Source organism: Vibrio minamisatsumaniensis (genome assembly GCF_050337445.1).
Classification (GTDB): domain Bacteria; phylum Pseudomonadota; class Gammaproteobacteria; order Enterobacterales; family Vibrionaceae; genus Vibrio; species Vibrio artabrorum.
Map to the genome: position 1 here is coordinate 1 of NZ_JAKJSY010000088.1, position 16,942 is coordinate 16,942.

A 16,942-nucleotide genomic window follows, 5' to 3' on the forward strand; every position below is an offset into this window, starting at 1 on the left:
CAATTATACTCATCGCCATACTGATGAAGAGTTAAATAATAATCACATTGAATGAAACTTGTTCAATCACAATAAGTAAAAGCTACAATTTTTAAAAGTTTTTAACTCATATTAAATGCTGGGGATATTTGGAACCAGCATCACAAGAGTAGGACTCTCTTGAGTTTATTATCAGGGATGCTGACGATAATAAAACAGGCATTGTTAGATGAATAATTCTGCAACGTATTTACTTGCCGCTTTACGAGAAAAAATTAAAGAGAAAGGGATTTGTTACTCAGACCTTTCTGCAGGGATGGCCATTCCTCTCTCAACCATTAAAAGGCAACTGCACAATACGTCTTTAGGGCTAGACAAAATACTTTCGTACGCCACTCATTTAGATACTGACTTGGTAGAACTCTCTGTGCGTGGCAAACAGTTGCAACAAGAGAATGAGCAATTTATCACCGATATTAACAGTGAAATATTCCACCAATATCCATACTTATTTGATTTTTTATATCTATTACGACGAAAAGAGTGTTCACCACAAGAGATCGCTAATAAATACCAACTGAGCCATACATCCGTGGCCATATATTTTCGCGCATTAGAAATGATGGATTATGTTGAATTAAAAGGTGATGAACAATACCGATTTAAAGATCAAGGTCGTTTTATTTTTGAAGAAGGTTCTAAGCTTGACACCTTATTCGCTAAACGTTTTAGAAATGAAGTTTTCAGCCATGATGTCCGCCCCCCAATCTGTATGGGACGCATTGCAATAACTGAAGAGCAAGAAGAGAAACTGGCGAACGAGGTGTACAACAAACTGATTGAGTTTGATGTACAAAACAAGAGTGGAGAAGGCGGTGAACGGCTCAGAAATGTATTGATGACCTACACACCAGGCAATCAAATATTTCTTTCTGATACGATTCCTAATATTGATGGTGAATTATTAAAAGCCATATCGATGGCAAACGAAGAATAATTAGTCACTTGTTATTTAAACAAGTGGAATAAAAAAGAATAGACGTAAATACGCGTTCTTTTCTCATACCAATAAGTGAAACAAATAAGGCTGAATCTTCATCACGAAACTTGGCAGGGCATGTCTCGACCTTTTTTCGCCTGATCAGGTTCAAAAACCAATAAATGAAGGATATAACATGCAGTTTAAAACGTCTTTATGTGCAATTGCGGTCGGGATGGCACTAACGTTAAGCGGATGCAACAGTAGTGATAATAGCTCGAATGTGGATGCTCCACTTAAAGCAACTGAGTTTCACAACACCATCGATCGTGCAGGTGTACCTGTGGCATTGCGTGATTTGCACGGCGGTCATCTACGCTACATTCCGATGTTCGATAATGGCTCATGGCATGGTCACACGTTGGACACCAAAGGGGGTGAGATCACTCTAGGTGGTACAGCACTATTGACCGAAGAATATGTATCATTCATGGCTGCACGTTTCGACCGTTTGGCTCTGACTGTTGATGGTCAACCTATGCCACTCGAACTAACAAACGCATATTCGCAACCTGGGGCATTGATCCAAACGTATACTGGTGATAACGGTATCAAAGCCGAACTAGAAATGCGTTTTGTGACGAATCGAACTTCTCTTGTGAAAATCACCATAAAAAACCCAAGTAAGCTAGATATTCAAGGCGAATGGGATGGTGAGTTGATGCAAAACTACCGTGCGGATGATGGTGAGGCATACCAGAATGAAGACAGCACAGTCCGTAGTGTTGAAGAAGCTTACCCAACTTACTCTCGTGAAATTACAGCGACAGACCGCGGGGTAGAAGTCTCTTTTGGTGCCGTTCGTGATTCCTGGTCATTGCTGACTTCTGGCGATTCTAAATTCGAAGTAACGCGTTCTATCAAACCAGACACTTCTACCATCAATGACGACAAAAAAGGCTTCGTACAGACAGCTTCTCTCGGTAATGGCGAAGAAATCACGTTGTACACGGCTTACACTCACGTTCAAAACACCAAAGAGCAAACATCTGAGTTCGCAAAACTGAATAAAGTAATGGCCGATCCAAAAGGTTATATGCACGACTCAGCAATGCGTTGGGAAGAGTACTTAAAAAACGGGCTCACCAACGATGCAGCCTCCAAAGAGCATGAGTTCGTTGCGGTAAAAGCCATGGAAACATTAAACGCGAACTGGCGTGGTGCTGCAGGGGCACTGGATCATGACACCGTTACGCCATCCGTTACCGCTCCTTACTTCTCGGGCAATATGACATGGCCATGGGATACGTGGAAACAGGCTTACGCCATGTCACACTTCAATCCAGATGTAGCGATGGAAAACATTCGTACGGTATTCCAATACCAAGTACAGTCTGATGATCCAGTACGCCCTTGGGATGAGGGCTACCTGCTTGATGTTGTGACTTACAACCTACCCGCTGAGCGTTGGGAAGGAATGTCTGCTGAGTACAAAAAAGTATTCCCTCTAGCAACCAATGGCCTGAACTGGAACGAACGAAATACCAAGCCATCACTGGCGGCATGGGCGGTATGGGAAGTGTATACCGCATTGAAAGACGAGCATAATCGTCCCCAAGAAGCACAGCAATGGCTAGAAGAAATGTATCCGAAGTTAGTTGCATTCCACGATTGGTGGTTGCGAGCTCGTGATACGAACAAGAACGGAATTCCTGAATATGGCGCTGCGAAAGACCCAATTCATACCGTTTTCGAAGGCGATGTGAATGACGGTTCTTGGGGAGCAGATGCGTCTGTGGACGATATGAAGTTCCAATACAAAGACGAATCCAATGGCGATACGTGGCTCAAAGAAACTGGCATCGAAAAGTACAATGAATTGTTAACGTCTGGTGATTACACAGCGATGAGTATCCCTGCAAAAGTCGCCGCGGGTTGGGAGTCTGGTCGCGATAACGCAGGCGTATTCGGCTTTATTGACACTATCCACGACCTACAAGGTATGGCTGAACAACCAACGCAAAAAGAAGCCGAAGTTATTGACCAAATGGGTCGTTACGCGCACAACACCAATGGCTTTGACAACACGTACAATATTGCGATGGATGCAAACGGCTCAGTGGTGACTTACCATGATGACTCGGTTGAGAACATCAATAAACTGGCTCAGGCGAAGAAAGATTGGGAAGTGAAGTTCAACGAGAACACAGACGATTCAAACAAATTATCAGGTTATTCACTGATGCAAGAATCGGTAGATCAAGCCTCTTACTGGTACTCAGACAACCTATACCTGTCACAGATTGCCGACGTATTGGGTAAAGCTGATGAAGCCTCTGAGTTTGCAGAAAAAGCAGCCGACACCAAAGAGTACATCAACCGCTGTATGTACGATGAGTCAACGGGCTTCTACTATGATATCGAAGTCGTGCCAAATGGACTCCCTAACCAATGTGCAGGTCCAGTACTGGTCAAGCGCGGTATGGGGCCTGAAGGTTGGTCACCACTATTCAACAACGCAGCAACGCAAGAACACGCGGACAAAGTCGTGGCAAACATGCTAAATACCAGCAAGTTTAACTCACCTAAGATTCCGCTAGGTACAGCATCAATGGACAACCCGGCTTACGGCCCGGATATATACTGGCGTGGTCGCGTATGGCTGGATCAGTTCTACTTTGGTGTACGCGGTATGGACAACTATGGATACGGTGTGGAAGCGCGTCAAATGGTCGATAAGTTATTCAAAAATGCACAGGGCCTAACAGAAGCCACCCCGATTCAGGAGAACTACAACCCAGAAACGGGTGAGGTTCAGGGCGCAAATAACTTCTCTTGGAGTGCTGCGCACCTTTACATGTTGTACAACGGTTTCGTGGGTAAATAGCAGCCACACTTCCCAAATACTAGGCGTTGCAGATGACCCCCTAGCATCTGCAACCGCTTAAACCTCTTCAAGTCAGGTTCAAAAGTCACAGTAAATGCTGTGGCTTTTTTATTATCTGCTTACGCGTAGGCTCGCCCTCTCCCTTATCTAATCAAGAAAGAGAATGAAGTCACACCCCTAGATATAACCCTCGAATTCGCCCTCCAAAACACCCTATTTCTCATCATCTAATTGGCCTTCTATGTTAGAATTATCGGCTAGTTCGGAATGCGCTGAGTATCTGATTTAGTTAACTATAATTTAATCGCCATGAGTGCTTTTTTAAGTTTTTATAATGAAAAAATATGAATTAGTTGTTCAAGATATTGTGAGCAAAATTTGCCAAAACAGTATCAACCATAAGCTTCCTGCAGAACGAGAACTGTCTGAAATATATGGATTATCTCGTTTCACGATTCGTAAAGCACTAGCCAAGCTAGAGGCTATTGGCATGGTGAAATCTAAGGTGGGTTCTGGTTACTTCGTTAACACTTCTCTCATTGGTACACCACTGGTGTACAACTCAATCACTGAAAACAGTTTTGAAGAGATCTCTTATAAAAAGCTCCAGCTAAATAAAGCGCTACCCGATAACCACGAACAGCAGATTTTTTCTTTAGACGACAATGACTACATTTGGAAAATTAGACGGCTTCGATTGATTAACAACAAAGTAGTTCAGATTGAAGAAGCCAAGATCCCTGTCAGTGTCTTCCCAGAGATGAATGCCGAGATCATTGAAAGCTCAATCCAGAAACATGCCCTAGCGAAAGGTCTTCAGATCGATAGCTACTTAACAACGTATCAAGCGATCAATGTTTCTAAAGAAGATGCGGAGTTGCTCGGCTGCAAAAAAAATGCGGCTGCGATGAATATCACCAACCGAGGTTTCTTAGCATCGGGTGAGCTGTTCATCGTCAGCGATATCATCGACATCAACTACCAATGCACCTACCACACGCCTTTTAACAGTGAGAGCATGAGCTTCCGAGATAAGAAGTAATAATTTATTTAGATGCCCACCATTTTAGTTAATTTAAATAACTAACCCAGTTAAGTATTTACAATCAAAAACCTATAAGTTAATAACTGTACTCAAATATTTATTAGTTACAATCTTGCTAACTAAAAATAAATTATAGACCTTTGATAAATTTAATTGAGTAATTAATACTAGTCAAAAAAATGGCCGCTATCTGCGGCCATTTTGGTTAACTCAATGAGTTATGGAGTGTGAATCGCGCCATCAGGAAGGCGACTTTGAGTCCACTCGTGGGGGCGATACATAACAGGGAACTCAGCTGCAACCTCTCGGTCGATTTCAACACCAATACCTGCGATTTCAGAAGCGTATAAGTAACCATTAATTGGCTCTGCAGCGTTCGGGAATACCTTGTGTGTATTCTCGTTGTATTCGACATGTTCTTGAATGGCGGCATTGTGTAAATGCACATTCAAATGCGTGTTTACCGCTGCGCCAATTGGCGTCATATCTGGCGGGCAATGCCATGCAATACGAACACCGAAGTTCTGACATAAATGGCCTAGTTTCAGGGCTGGGGTAATGCCACCAATCTGTGAAACATGACAACGAATGAAATCAATGCGGCGGTTAGCAATCAGTAATTTCCACTCTTCAGGGTTATTAAACAACTCCCCTAAGCCTAATGAAACTGAGCTTTGGCTACGAATATTATCCAACCATTCCGTTTGATTTGGCGGCAGAATATCTTCAATGAAGTAAGGCTTATATTGCTCGACTTCTTTGGCAAATTGTATCGCTTGATTCGGGAATAGGCGCTCATGAACATCATGCAGAATATGGAATTGGTTACCATATTTCTCTCTCAACGACTTAAACATCGTTAGAGTATTGTCCATGTACTGATCTTGGTCGTAGTACGAACCTTCAGTCGGGTTTTGAGTGGTATGCAAATCGGTTGGAACACCGCCATAGAAACCAAGCTGACAACGAATATGCTTGTAGCCTTTGTCTAGGAAAGATTCCACCAGCTCATAAATGCCTTCCATCGTGTCGCTAGTCGCGTGTGTGTATACAGGAATAGCATCACGAGACTTACCACCAAATAATTGGTGTAACGGCATGCCCGCCAATTTAGCTTTGATATCCCACAGTGCCATATCAACACCGGAAATTGCATTATTGATAACAGGGCCATTTCGCCAATAAGCGTTGACCATCATCATTTGCCATAAGTCTTCAATATTATTGGCGTTTTTACCAATAAGAATAGGTTTTAAATATTCATCGACCATTGTTTTTACAGCAAGCGGTCTTTGTTGGAATGTCGCACAACCAAACCCAGTCACGCCTTCATTCGTTTCAACTACCACGGTAATGAGATTGTGTCTGTCTGGCTTAGTAATAATACAATGGATATCAGATATAATAGTTTCTTTCACAATTAAATAACCTAAACTTAAGTCAACTCCTATTATCTAACCGCTTTAAAAAGCACATTTCAAGCGCTAATTTTTCGTAAAAATAATTGGTACGTTAAGAGTATTTTTTTGATAAACAAAACATACCAATTGGCTAAAAACGATGGAAAAATAATTTTTCGGATTTTAAGTGTGATTGAGATCTCTTTTTACTCCGTTGGATTTAAATTAGTTGTCGTTATGATTGCTCGAGTTAAATATATTCCAATAACAGGTGTAGTATGCAAATGGTAGAAAAGAGTGATGCCGTTATTAATAACTCGAAGTCATCATCGAAAAAGAAAAATTTCAAACAAAATATACAGTTATTAATCACTGCACTTGGTGGTGAAGACAATATCGTGAGTATCACGCACTGTATGACAAGGCTGAGATTCAAATTAGCCGACGAATCGCTGGTAGACGAAGAAGCGATCAAGCAGATCGCAGATGTGAAAGGTGTGGTACTTCAACAAGGCCAAACTCAAGTCATCATCGGTGTTGAGGTCGAGAAGTGGTTCAACGCGCTATCAAACACTCAACAAGCTGACGCTAACCCTGCTGATGAGCTAGAGAAAGGCAAGCTGTTCCAAGGCGTGATGCGCATTGTCGCTGGCATCTTTGGTCCGGTTGTACCCGCAATCGCAGGCGCTGGTATGTTGATGGGCCTACTTTCTGGCCTTATCGCAACCAATGTTATCTCTGAAACCTCAGATACGGTTTACTTCTTCCGCTCAATCTCTGTCGCTGTGTTCTTCTTCTTGCCTATGCTGGTTTCTTTCTCTGCCGCTAAGGTATTCAAAGTAAACGAGTACATCGCACTTGCTGTCTCCTCTGCAATGCTAGCACCCAAGCTAGTAGATAAAGCGGCGATGCTAAAAGATGCAGGTGCAGCTCCGGAGTTGACCGTTCTTGGCGTGGTTCCTATTGAGCTGCTCAACTACGGCGGCGCAATTGTTCCTGCGATTCTAGCAATCTGGTTATTGTCTAAAGTGACTCCGTTAGTTGACCGTCTAGTTCCTTCTTCTGCCAAGCCTGTATTTACACCACTGCTTGCCTTTACGGTAACTTCGACCATCACGCTATCATTTGTTGGCCCTGCTGGTATCTGGCTAAGTAATGGCGCAGGTTGGGTGATGAGCTCACTACTGGAAATCTCTCCGACGTTAACGGGCTTTGTATTTGGTCTGACTCGCCCGATTACGATTGTGTTTGGTATTCACCACAGCATGACACCAATCAGCCTGAACAACTTTGCACTGTATGGTAAGGATTTACTTATGCCGATCATGTGCTTGGGCAACATGGCAATTGCAGGCGCGACAATGGCTATCTGGCATAAGCAACGTAAGACAGTTTCTAAAGAGCAATCTTCAATTACGATGGGCTCAAGTGTTACCGCTATCCTTGGCATCACGGAGCCAGCTCTGTTTGGTGTCCTAACGAAATACACCAAAGCGATGATGACCGCGAGTTTGGCGGCAGGTGTGTTCGGTGCTATCTCAGTAACGATAGATACTCACTTAACGAGCTACATTCTGTCTTCTGTATTCAGCTTGCCAGCTTACCTTGCAGGCGGTACGCAAAACTTCATTCAGGCACTGATGGGCGTGGTGGGGGTGTTCGCACTGTCTTATGTTCTAACGCTATTGTTCGTAAAACTAGACAACAAGTAATCGGCTAGTCTCACTCCCGTAAGATTAGAATCGAAAAAGCATGACCATACTTCGTTATGGTCATGCTTTCCTCAATACGAACAAATCCAACCTTTCCTTTCTAAGGCTATATTATGACCCACATCGCAATCATCGGTGAGTGCATGATTGAACTAAATGGAGCTCCATTTGGCAACATGCATCAAAGCTATGGTGGAGACACATTAAACGCGGCAATCTACTTGAACCGCAGCGCTGCAGTTAGTAACCCCGTGAGCATGAGCAGCAATAGCACTGCGAATCCAGTGATACGAACAAGCTATGTCACAGCTCTAGGCTCAGACGCTATCAGCCAAGAGATGCTTAACCGATGGCAAGATGAAGGACTATCAACCGAGTTCGTGCTTATTGATGAACAGCGTTCACCCGGGCTCTATCTCATTCAACTCGACGATGTTGGTGAGCGCACCTTCCTATACTGGCGTAACGATTCGGCGGCTCGCTACATGGTACAGCACCCCGATTTCGTTAAGATAGCCAACCAACTTCGTGCTGTTGATATGGTGTTTCTGAGTGGTATTTCCCTCGCGATACTGCCACACAGCGATCAGCTAAAGTTGCTCACTATCATCGAAGGCCTGCGTGAACGTGGTGTTGCCATCGCCTTTGATAGTAACTATCGACCAAAGTTGTGGAGCTCAGAGGCCGCAACTAAAGAATGCTATCTATTGGGCTATAAAACGACCGATATAGCCCTAGTCACGTTCGATGATGAACAACTGTTGTGGAGTGATCAAACGCCACAAGACACCATAACAAGGCTGCATGCCCTCGGTGTCAAAACAGTTGTAGTCAAGCTTGGTGCTGAAGGCTGCTTGATCAGCGAAAGCCCCGTAAATGAGCCCGTAAAAATCACAACGACACCTGTCGAGACTGTGGTGGATAGCACCTCTGCTGGCGATTCTTTTAACGGCGGTTTCTTATCTTGCTATCTCGCTGGAGGTTCTACTGAAGAAGCCTGCCACCAAGGTAATGCATTAGCCAGATTGGTGATTCAACATCATGGCGCAATCATCCCCAAATCCATCACCGACACTCTTTCAAACTGATATTAAGAAGTACACATGTCTACAATTAACGAACAGCTAAAAGCACTGAAAGTTATCCCGGTTATCGCCATTGATAACGCAGAGGATATTATCCCTCTAGGCAAAGTATTGGCTGAGAATGGGCTTCCCGCCGCTGAAATTACGTTCCGTTCAGACGCCGCTGTTGAAGCTATCCGACTGCTTCGCCAAGCACAGCCACAAATGCTGATCGGCGCGGGCACCATCTTGAACCGTGAGCAAGCACTTGCAGCAAAAGAAGCAGGCGCAACATTTATGGTATCACCAGGCTTTAACCCGAACACAGTTAAAGCATGCCAAGAGATCGGCATCGATATCATTCCAGGTGTGAACAATCCAAGCACCGTTGAAGCGGCATTAGAGATGGGCTTAACCACCTTGAAGTTCTTCCCAGCAGAAGCATCTGGCGGGATCAGCATGGTGAAATCACTCGTTGGCCCATACGGCGATATTCGACTGATGCCTACAGGCGGTATCACGCCATCAAACATCGATAACTACTTAGCCGTGCCCAAGGTATTAGCCTGCGGTGGTACATGGATGGTGGACAAGAAGCTGGTTGAAAACGGTGAGTGGGACGAGATCGCACGCCTAACACGCGAGATTGTTGAGCAAGTGAATCGTTAAGCGCTAACGTTCTAGAAAGAACAAGTTCGCTTGATTCGATAGCAACGAAGCCACAGCAAAACGCTGTGGCTTTTCTTTTATCGGGTTGTATCAATACCGCTAACTGTCCGTCGTCGTTAACGGCCTTTTCCCATCACACGCTCCTTTCTCAAGGTCATATAGCGGGCTGGCCCCATGACTGCTCCATCGGTGATCTTCCCTAGCCAGTTTTCTATATTGAGTCGGCGTAACACCAATGTATGTTTGGAAGATTTCATAGAATCGGCTGCTCGAATTGAAGCCCACTGTGAGTGAGATATCGAGAATGGTTCTATCCGTGCATGGTTGATGCGCATCGCAGTAATGTACTGCTTAATGGTCATCTGCATCGTTCGCTGAAATACGTTCATCGCATAATTGCTATGTAATCCGATATGTTCAGCGATACCTTTAGCGGTTAATAGCCCTTGGCTGATCGCTTACGCTGCTGTCACCTATATTCTATGGGGCATGACCTATACATTAATGGATATTCCTTTTTGGTCACTGGTCCCAACACTGACCTTGGATAAGCGTGAACGTGAAGAGCTCGTCCCATACCCTCGCTTCTTTGTAAGCCTAGCTTGGATTGTAACTGCGGCTATCGCAATGCCTTTCGTGAATTACGTAGGTGGTGACAACAAAGGATTTGGCTTTCAGATTTTTACCATCTTGTTGATCGCTTGTTTCTTGGTATCGCCCTCACCGCGGTTGACTATGTGCCCAACGTAACGCAAAGCCCTGAAACCGTATTCAGTATGCAATGTATCATGGTTGGCCTACCCGCTTTCTTCTTTGCCATTGCGTTAATCATCTACTTCCGCTTCTACAAACTGAACGGCGCATACCACCAAAAGATTCAAGATCACTTAACCGAGAAATATGACCACATGACAAACGATGGCTCAAGCCCTGGAGAAACTTCAGAGCCAACAAAACCAGTACAAGCAATTTAGACTTAATAATTAAACAAAAGAGACTGGGAACAAAAAGCTAAAATCAAGACAATCAGCACATCACCAATAAAGCACATCCCGAACACTAAAAAGCCTAGCGAGTGATCGCTAGGCTTTCGTACATCAAAATAATAAGTGAGATTAGAGGAAAGGTTGTCAGTCACCAATTCAAATCAAGTAAGCTGCACCAGTATTCCAAACCTCTTTATTTTAGCGGGTCATTGTCCGGCAGTGCCTTATGAATCCATAATGCCAAACGCTTTTTAATGTTAGCTCCATCAAGCTTATTATCGGGTAACGGCGTGATCTGATTGACTTCAACAAGAAACAAATACACCGCTTTAACCTTTATCGGTTGAGAGGAATGTGGCAAATCAAAACCTTGTAATTTTGCCATTTTAAAACCGACCTCAACGGCTTTTTTCACTAGCTTATCTTCATTAATGATCTTAGCCGTTTTCGACATAGTATCTCCATAATCTTTACCGAATAAGCATTAAGTATATCAGACAAAACAATTGACAAGATTACCGTGATCTCAAATTAAAAACTCTCCCTGATAAATAAATGAAACCCATTCCACAGCCACTGGACATCTAACAAGCTTTAAGCTTTTTTATATCCGTAATCACTCACCAACATGCTTAATATAAGTGTGAAAACTCTTCAATTCGATTCTTACCACGCAACAGTAAAAAATTTAAAAAGCGGGATGTTGAGGTGGTGATTATTTTGTCTTCTGCAATGCCGTGCTTTTCAAGTAATGCTTTTACAAGATCCAAACGCGCAATCTCTTCACAGAAATGCGCATCTGAACCAGTAGAAAAGTAAACGCCGACTCGCTTGCCGATCTCGACAATTTTTGAGCATCGTACATCACTGCCTTGCCGGCTCTTGCCCGTCAGTGATGTATTATTCACTTCAATCGCTACATTATGATCTTTGGCGCACTGAAGAACGGCTTCGATATCGAACTTGTAGTTGGGATTCCCTAAATGCCCCAGCACATCAACGTTACCGCTCTTAATGACATTCATTAATGCCTGTGTATGTTCTTGTTGCGTCGATGGCTTGAATACGGGTTCATGCAAGCTCGCAATCACCCAATCTAGATGTTGGAAAGAAGAAGGTGGAAGATCGAGCTCTCCTGAGATATTTAGCGTATTCGCTTCAACACCGCGCAAGATACCGACACCATGAAGAAAGCGGGGCAAAATTCTTTGATTATTGAAAAACCAGTAGTGGGGGGCTCCTGGCATTTCAGGAGCATGATCCGTTGTACAAAGAAGCTTTAACCCCTTATTTTTTGATGCCAGTGCATTTTCAATAATGGTGCTGTAGGCATGACCACTGGCGAGTGTATGCGTATGGCTGTCAACGACAATCTCCATCATGACCTCCTAGATATCGATCATTTAATTTGAAAAGAACCGTCTTGGTTCATGTAAAGCGTAAGATCTGCAGGAATCGAGTGATCTAGTACTTTATCAACGTTTCTTGAGTCTGAATGTCTATAGAACTCAACCGCTTCTTCCAACGTTGAGCCACCACGCACCTTACGGTTTACCAGACGCTCTTCAAGGAATTGAGCGTCGGTGTCAATAAAGATAGTGAAATCCGCCAACTCATGTAACCCATTCCAAACGGGTTCATTCAATAACAACCAATTGCCTTCAATCACAACGATCTCTTTATCTACCGTCATCGCATCATCAACAGGATCATGCAGGTTCCGATCATAGTACGGCCATTTAGGATCTTTCACTTTGAGTTGTTTGAGCTTGTCAATAAGCGACGTCAAGTTGAAGGTTTCATACGAACCTTTAATCGTACGCAGCTTGATTTGTTCACCATAACGCTCAATGTAATTAGAATCTAAGATCTCATTCGGATAGTGAAAACCATCAAAAGGGAGCACCTGTAGAGGCTCAAGCTCATCTTCTTGTTGCGATAAGTATTCCCAAAAAGCGGCTAATGTTGATTTTCCACTGCCTGGAGGCGCGCATAGGAAGATGATCGTACGCTCATTCTTTTGTTTGAAAAGATTCGTGAATCTTTCTACGAGCGGCTTATGAATTTGTTCAATATCTTTGTCTGGAAATATAGCTTCTGTTTCAAAACCACTGACATTTAAAGAGACTTTCATACTCACCTTACCCTAATATTTCTTTCTCAATACTTTCTAATAAGTTCTCACAACAGAGTTTAAGTACCGTTTTAATGAGGGATTCATAACGTGCTTTGGAAAACGAATCGAACGACGAGAATTTTAATTGGTTAATTGAATCTAGATAAAAGCTGTCTTGCCCCTTGGCAAGGTGGGACTGATTACTGATGAAGTCATACACCATATCGTCATCAAACAGGATCGCTTGAGAGTGTTTACTGGTGTAATCATACATTTGGTCAAATAAGCCAATATCAGCGTAAGTTTGGAGCGTAATCTTACCCATCGCAAACATCAGTTTTGACGCAACATCGGTAGTCACCAAAGGGCCATCTTCTTTTAAAAGAGGCACCACAGCGTACTCCATAACTAAAGCGTCTTGAACGAACACTTTCGGCAATAGCTTTTGAAGTTTTTTGTTTATTAGTTTATTAGAGACTTCAATTAGACAGGTCGCGTTTTCGCACTCTTCCAATGCATCTAATAATTTGTCTTGCAATAAAATATCCATTACCTCACGACGTTGTGGTGGCCGTAGAGCCACCACAATAGTTAACTATATTAGCTAGTTAGGCTCACATCATAAAATTCCAATAGTGCCTTTTCCGCTTGTTCATTCCAAACGTAATTGTTGGTTTTTAAGATTTCATCCAATTCCAAAAAGAACGGGGATTGATCAGCTAAGGTATGGAATTGATCAATCGCTGTCAGCGGTAAGTTAATGTGCGGATAGATCATCTTCTTACCACCCGGAATATCTAGCTGATTTAGGATCGTATGTGGCGCCGCTTCCAGCCCACCAACATGGGTAAGCATAAATGAAGGGTTAATCTTATTCGCTGCAGAAAGCTCAATAGATTCGACCATATCACCCTTCGAGCCACCCGATGTTCCCACGATGTGAGTGGCTTCATAGTGAACATTGTAAAAATTAAATGGCACTTTGAATTGCTTGTCTGTTGGACCCGCAAAAAAGTTTAAACAACCATCATTACCGAGTAGCTCGTCCGCTTGTTCAAGTACTTGAGCGACAGCAGCATATACCATCACATCATCATAACCATTACCGCCGTTTAACTGTCTAAGATGAGTTACGGGATCCTCTAACTTTGCCGTATTCACATAAAAAAGTTCAATACCGTTCTCTGCAGCTTTTGAGACAGGGATTAAGCTCTCAGCTCGCTCTAAACGCACCTCATCAATGTCAGTAACGACAATGCGACTAGGTTTAACAGGGCCATTAATTGCGTAATCAATTGCACCGATCCCCATTGGGCCTGCACAAGCTAACAGTGCAAGCGCCCCCCCCTCTTTGATACCCATTTGATGTTCATAAACGTAGGGCGTTGTATGGTAACTTGCGTGAAATGCACCAATAATGCACGACATTGGTTCAGCTAGAGAGGCATTCGCATAGTAAGAGCTACTGTATGGAAGAACACAACCTAAGTCGATAGCGATTTGGGGGATAATGGAGTACGTTGCATTACCGCCAAACGTTTCGTAACTGTAACCTGCCGAATAGCCTGTTGGAAGCCCCATGGCAGGCTGTAACACAAACGGTTCCCCTGCCTTGAAACGCCCTTGTAAGTTAGCGCCCACTTGTACTATAACACCCGCATACTCATGGCCTGTTATCACAGGTACTTCCGCAATATCTTCGGGTACACGCTTGTGATTGCTTCCTAGCAACGCCGCTTTATAAGTAGAAAGACAGATGCTATTTGAGATGTTTTTAACCAATAATTCATCATCAGAAATGGCAGGTAAATCGAACGTTCTAAGTCGAACATCGTTTTCACCACAGATAACGGCAGCAGTAGTTTGAGTCATAATTTTATCTCCGAGAGTGGGCCCACAGAGTGGACCCAAAATTTAAATTAGGCTTGTTGACCGATGGTGTTCATTAGAGTGTCTAATGCTGGGTCGTGTAAGAAGTTCTTAATCGTGACAACGGGTAGCCCTGTCGCTTTGATAGCTCGATTCTCAAGGCTTTCGTGAGTCACCACCACATCAGCCTCACTCGGTACATTTTCGATGGCGAAATGCTTCACTTGAACGTCATAGCCAGCTTTTTCTAATTTGCGTTTGAAAGTGGATGCCCCCATTGCGCTTGAGCCCATCCCTGCATCACATGCAAAAGCAACAAATTTGATTGCTTTTACCGGCTGTTCTTTTGAAGACTGAGCCACACCTTTGGTTACTGTCCCCTCCGCTTTCATCTCTTTCATATCAGAGATTGACTGCTCAAATTCGTCTTCTGATTGCTCTTTCTTGCTCATTTTCAAGATAGCACTCGCCACTAAAAACGAAACTACGGTTGCAGATGTGACACCTGCGATAGTGGCAAAGAAGCTACCACGAGGCGTTAGAGCTAAGTAAGAGAAGATAGAACCAGGACTTGGACCCGCAACTAAACCACCATCAAGTAGGTTGAATGTTGCGATACCTGTCGCTGCACCTGCAATCATTGCGACAATCATGATTGGTTTCATTAGTACATATGGGAAGTACAGCTCATGGATACCACCGAAGAAGTGGATGATAATGGCGCTGGGTGCAGACTTTTTGCTTAAACCTTCGCCAAATTTAGCATAAGCCAATAGCATACCTAAGCCTGGACCTGGGTTAGATGCCACCATGAAGAATATTGATTTACCCGTTTCTGCGGCCGCCTGTAAACCAAGTGGGTAATAGATACCTTGGTCAATCGCGTTATTGAGAAACAGTACCTTTGCGGGCTCGTTGATAATAGCCAATAACGGGAGAAAGCCCGTAGCAACTAAGGCTTCGATGCCAGACTTAACGAATAGATTCGCAGCAGTGACTGCTGGACCAACAATCGCGTAAGCAAATAGACACATCAACATACCAAAGATGCCTAGCGAGAAGTTGTTAACCACCATCTCGAAACCAGAAGGGATCTTGTTTTGTAAACGCTTGTCGATTTGAACAATCACCCAGCCACTCAGTGGCCCCATAATCATTGCACCCACAAACATTGGAATCTCAGCGCCAGCGATAACCCCCATGGTACCGATTGCACCAGCAACCGCGCCGCGTTTATCCCCGACAATTTGACCGCCGGTATAGCCGATAAGCAAAGGAAGTAAATAAGTGATCATCGGGCCCACTAATTCACCAAAATATTCGTTAGGCATCCAACCCGTTGGAATAAATAATGCGGTAATAAAGCCCCATGCGATGAAGGCTCCAATATTTGGCAATACCATCGCGGTCAGATGACCACCAAAAGATTGCACTTTAGCTCTTATATTTGTAGACACGGTATCTTCCTTATTTTCAAAGGTTATTCTTAGTAACTTTTAATAATTTCAAGTACGTCAGCTTTTGAAGATGAAGCCGCCAGCTTGGCAATATTTTCTTCATCGACTAGCATTTCGCTAAGTGCTTGAATAACCTTGATGTGTGTATCTGAATCCTTTGCAGCTAATGTTAATAAGACATTCTCTGGTCCCATTTCTGAACCGAAATCAACTGGGGTTGAAAAAACATGGATACCTAATCCCGTCTTTAGAACACCTTCTTCTGGGCGAGCATGGGGCATCGCAATGCCTGGACAAAGAACATAATAAGGTCCATTATCATGCGTTGACTGAATGATCGCATTAGCATAGTTATCGGTAACGTAACCTTTGTCTTGCAAATAACGTGTCGTTTCTTTAACTGCATCTTCCCACTTATATTCAGAGTGGTTAATGACATCAATTAAATCGTGGTCAATAAGGTCATAAAGCATAATATATCCCAGTTATTCTTGGTTCGTTGTTGTTGGGATTATTATCAATGGAAGTGAGCGAATAGAGAAATAGCAACAAAATGAGATACAGATCACCTAAATATCACTGTCAAATGATAAGTTAGAATCTACCTCACACATTTAAAATGAAAATTAATTACAAATTTATAATTAGCTACAAATCAATACCATAAATTTGATCAGCCAATCAATTTTATGATTAATTAAAAATACAATAAGTGAGATTTAGATCTAATTACAGATATTGACCATGATTAATTTGTGATTAGTACTAGGTTTAAAATC

At 43.1% G+C, this 16,942-nt stretch carries 14 protein-coding genes and 2 pseudogenes; 7 read left to right on the plus strand and 9 right to left on the minus strand.

Features of this window, described 5'->3' with window-relative positions; all coding sequences use genetic code 11:
- The first annotated feature begins 208 nt into the window (after positions 1-208).
- From L4B77_RS16910 to L4B77_RS16920, 3 genes are all read left to right on the plus strand, one after another.
- Positions 209-976: a transcriptional regulator gene (locus tag L4B77_RS16910; protein WP_372040800.1), complete on the plus strand. Its 768-nt coding sequence runs from the start codon at positions 209-211 to the stop codon at positions 974-976.
- Positions 977-1,154: 178 nt separating this feature from the next.
- Positions 1,155-3,845 carry an alpha-glucosidase gene (ygjK, locus tag L4B77_RS16915; protein WP_429751874.1) on the plus strand — a complete coding sequence of 897 codons (2,691 nt, stop codon included), beginning with the start codon at positions 1,155-1,157 and terminating at the stop codon, positions 3,843-3,845.
- 334 nt (positions 3,846-4,179) lie between these two features.
- Complete coding sequence (locus L4B77_RS16920) at positions 4,180-4,887, plus strand: GntR family transcriptional regulator (protein ID WP_086775952.1); 708 nt, start codon at positions 4,180-4,182, stop codon at positions 4,885-4,887.
- Positions 4,888-5,108: 221 nt separating this feature from the next.
- Here the strand turns inward: L4B77_RS16920 and L4B77_RS16925 are convergent, their stop codons facing one another.
- Positions 5,109-6,308 (minus strand): enolase C-terminal domain-like protein, encoded by a 1,200-nt coding sequence (locus L4B77_RS16925; RefSeq protein ID WP_102453936.1) that lies wholly within the window; start codon positions 6,306-6,308, stop codon positions 5,109-5,111.
- 260 nt (positions 6,309-6,568) lie between these two features.
- Between L4B77_RS16925 and L4B77_RS16930 the strand changes: the two genes are divergently transcribed.
- From L4B77_RS16930 to L4B77_RS16940, 3 genes are all read left to right on the plus strand, one after another.
- The gene (locus tag L4B77_RS16930; protein ID WP_372040793.1) at positions 6,569-8,002 is read left to right on the plus strand and encodes a PTS transporter subunit EIIC; all 1,434 of its coding nucleotides are present in this window, start codon (positions 6,569-6,571) and stop codon (positions 8,000-8,002) included.
- Between the two features lie 113 nt (positions 8,003-8,115).
- Positions 8,116-9,090: a sugar kinase gene (locus tag L4B77_RS16935; RefSeq protein ID WP_372040791.1), complete on the plus strand. Its 975-nt coding sequence runs from the start codon at positions 8,116-8,118 to the stop codon at positions 9,088-9,090.
- A gap of 15 nt (positions 9,091-9,105) precedes the next feature.
- The gene (locus tag L4B77_RS16940; protein WP_429751878.1) at positions 9,106-9,735 is read left to right on the plus strand and encodes a bifunctional 4-hydroxy-2-oxoglutarate aldolase/2-dehydro-3-deoxy-phosphogluconate aldolase; all 630 of its coding nucleotides are present in this window, start codon (positions 9,106-9,108) and stop codon (positions 9,733-9,735) included.
- Between the two features lie 99 nt (positions 9,736-9,834).
- On the opposite strand, the pseudogene L4B77_RS16945 reads toward L4B77_RS16940, so the two are convergent.
- Positions 9,835-10,175: pseudogene (locus tag L4B77_RS16945) on the minus strand (AraC family transcriptional regulator); the annotation flags it as partial.
- Between L4B77_RS16945 and L4B77_RS16950 the strand changes: the two are divergent.
- Positions 10,171-10,709, plus strand: a pseudogene (locus L4B77_RS16950) (MFS transporter); the annotation flags it as partial. The pseudogenes L4B77_RS16945 and L4B77_RS16950 overlap by 5 nt on opposite strands.
- A gap of 205 nt (positions 10,710-10,914) precedes the next feature.
- Here L4B77_RS16950 and L4B77_RS16955 read toward each other — a convergent pair.
- The 7 genes from L4B77_RS16955 to L4B77_RS16985 all read right to left on the minus strand — a co-directional run bounded on the left by L4B77_RS16955 (position 10,915) and on the right by L4B77_RS16985 (position 16,636).
- The gene (locus L4B77_RS16955) at positions 10,915-11,175 is read right to left on the minus strand and encodes a DUF5062 family protein (RefSeq protein WP_261840524.1); all 261 of its coding nucleotides are present in this window, start codon (positions 11,173-11,175) and stop codon (positions 10,915-10,917) included.
- Between the two features lie 178 nt (positions 11,176-11,353).
- Complete coding sequence (locus L4B77_RS16960) at positions 11,354-12,100, minus strand: phosphatase (protein ID WP_372041051.1); 747 nt, start codon at positions 12,098-12,100, stop codon at positions 11,354-11,356.
- Positions 12,101-12,120: 20 nt separating this feature from the next.
- Positions 12,121-12,855, minus strand: coding sequence for a nucleoside/nucleotide kinase family protein (locus L4B77_RS16965; RefSeq protein WP_261840523.1), 735 nt, complete (start codon positions 12,853-12,855; stop codon positions 12,121-12,123).
- 7 nt (positions 12,856-12,862) lie between these two features.
- The gene (locus L4B77_RS16970) at positions 12,863-13,387 is read right to left on the minus strand and encodes an MltR family transcriptional regulator (RefSeq protein WP_372067937.1); all 525 of its coding nucleotides are present in this window, start codon (positions 13,385-13,387) and stop codon (positions 12,863-12,865) included.
- 50 nt (positions 13,388-13,437) lie between these two features.
- The gene (locus tag L4B77_RS16975) at positions 13,438-14,709 is read right to left on the minus strand and encodes a zinc-binding dehydrogenase (RefSeq protein WP_429751881.1); all 1,272 of its coding nucleotides are present in this window, start codon (positions 14,707-14,709) and stop codon (positions 13,438-13,440) included.
- Positions 14,710-14,756: 47 nt separating this feature from the next.
- Positions 14,757-16,163, minus strand: coding sequence for a PTS mannitol transporter subunit IIBC (locus L4B77_RS16980; RefSeq protein WP_372041049.1), 1,407 nt, complete (start codon positions 16,161-16,163; stop codon positions 14,757-14,759).
- Positions 16,164-16,192: 29 nt separating this feature from the next.
- Positions 16,193-16,636 carry a PTS sugar transporter subunit IIA gene (locus L4B77_RS16985; protein ID WP_429751883.1) on the minus strand — a complete coding sequence of 148 codons (444 nt, stop codon included), beginning with the start codon at positions 16,634-16,636 and terminating at the stop codon, positions 16,193-16,195.
- Positions 16,637-16,942: the final 306 nt, after the last annotated feature.